This window comes from Rhodococcus marinonascens NBRC 14363 (genome assembly GCF_001894885.1).
Taxonomy (GTDB): Bacteria; Actinomycetota; Actinomycetes; order Mycobacteriales; family Mycobacteriaceae; genus Rhodococcus_F; species Rhodococcus_F marinonascens.
In genome coordinates, this window is the sequence record NZ_BCXB01000110.1 from 1 (window position 1) to 1,688 (window position 1,688).

Annotated in this window: 1 protein-coding gene; it reads right to left on the reverse strand. The window is 67.1% G+C overall.

Annotation, left to right across the window (positions count from 1 at the left end; translation table 11 throughout):
• Positions 1-173 precede the first annotated feature (173 nt).
• A complete protein-coding gene (locus RM2_RS23030; RefSeq protein ID WP_072691763.1) occupies positions 174-1,568 on the reverse strand; it encodes an IS1380 family transposase in 1,395 nt (464 codons plus the stop codon).
• Positions 1,569-1,688: the final 120 nt, after the last annotated feature.

Here is a 1,688-nt window from a genome sequence, read left to right on the forward strand (position 1 = left end):
CCTCGATCTTTCGTAAGTTCCGTGTGCCGGCCTGAGCGGTTTCGGATTGGGTTTCTCAGCCGTGAAACCGGTGGTCGGGCATGAGCAGGCGCCCGATGTGGTCGGGTGGCATCGGGGTCCACGGCCCCGAAAGCGGGTGGTCCTTTCGGCTCGGTCGATCAGGATCGTGGTGGTCAGGGCGGTGCCGGCAGCGCCGTGAGGCGCCTCAGCCCGGTTGTCAGCAGGTCGGCGTGTGGTGCGTGCGCGGACAGTCTCAGGTGAAGGCGGCGGGCGTGGCGGGCGATCCGGCCGGCGATCGAGAACAGGCGTAGTCGCAGGCGTTTGGGTTCCCACCGACGTGCCGGATCGGCGGGGAAGGCGAGCATCTGCGTCCACGCCGTCAACTCACCCGCCAGCTGCACGATCGCCAACCAGATCCGGTTCTGGTCGAAACCGCGCAACGGAAGATTCTGCAGGCCGGTCTGTTTCGTGGTCCGGATCCGGTCCTCACAACGGGCCCGACGGCGGTGCCGCAACTCCAGATCCGGCAACTGACCACGGCGGGTGTTGGTGACGAACGCGGTCAGCCGCAGCCCGTCGGTATCGGTGAACCGCAACTGCGCACCCGGATGCGGTCGTTCCTTCCGGACGATCACCCGCATCCCGGTCGGCCAGGCCGACAGATCCAGCAGGCCGGTGAGCTCGGCGACCCAGGCGCCGTCGCGGACCTGCCCGCCGGAGTCGTAGGCAGGTGTCCACACATCTTTCGGAATCAACGCAACCTTCCCGGCCATCGTCTCGGTGAGCCCGAACCCGATCGAATACCCCAGACTCCGCTTGGTCAGATACTCGATCAGGGCATGAGTACCGCCGGCTCCGTCGGTGCGGATCAGGACCTTACGGCCGACCCGGTAGCCGGGATCGGACGGCAGCTGCGCCAACGCCTCCTTGACGACGGTGATGTGGTCGGCGGCGGTGTTCGAGCCGGCGTTCCCGGCCCGGAGCAGCATCGCGACCGGTTCACCGGTGCCGTGCTCGCCGTGATCGACAAACGCACACAACGGATGGAAACCGAAGCCACGCTTGTAGTTCGGTGCCGCGCTCTCCTTCTCCGAGTGGGCGGTGACCAGGGTGGCGTCGAGGTCGATGATCAACGGGTTCTCGGCGTCGGTGTCGTGGTCGGGGGCGTGTTTGCCGGCCGCGGCCCACGCGTGGGTGCGTGCTGCCCGTCGGGCGCGAGCGATCGCGGCCAGGGCGGCAGGCGCGTCGCCCGCGAGGGCGGTCACCAATCGGGACACCGTCGGGTCCGACGCGACCAGGCCGAAGACCTCCGGGTGGGCACGCAGTTGCGCGAGGTCGGCGAGGCAGTCACCGCCGACCGCCAGGGTTACCGCGAGGTCCAACACGATCTTGCCGGGATCGTGCGTGGCCAGCGGTTTGCGCCACGGCGACAATGCCGTCGACAGGGCGCTGGTCAGCCCGGCCTTTTCGGCGGTGCGCAGCAACAACACCGCGCCAGCGTGCGACACGACACCGGTTCCGGTGGTGTCTACGGACATGTGGGGGTAGCGGCCGGTAGTCTTACTCACCTGAATGGTGCTCCTCGAACTGGTGTTGATTCAACTGTCGCAAGTCGAATTATCCCAGTTCAGGGCACCATTCTTCATTTCCGACGCGGCTGAGCGCAGACTTTCCATGAAAGCCCGAGG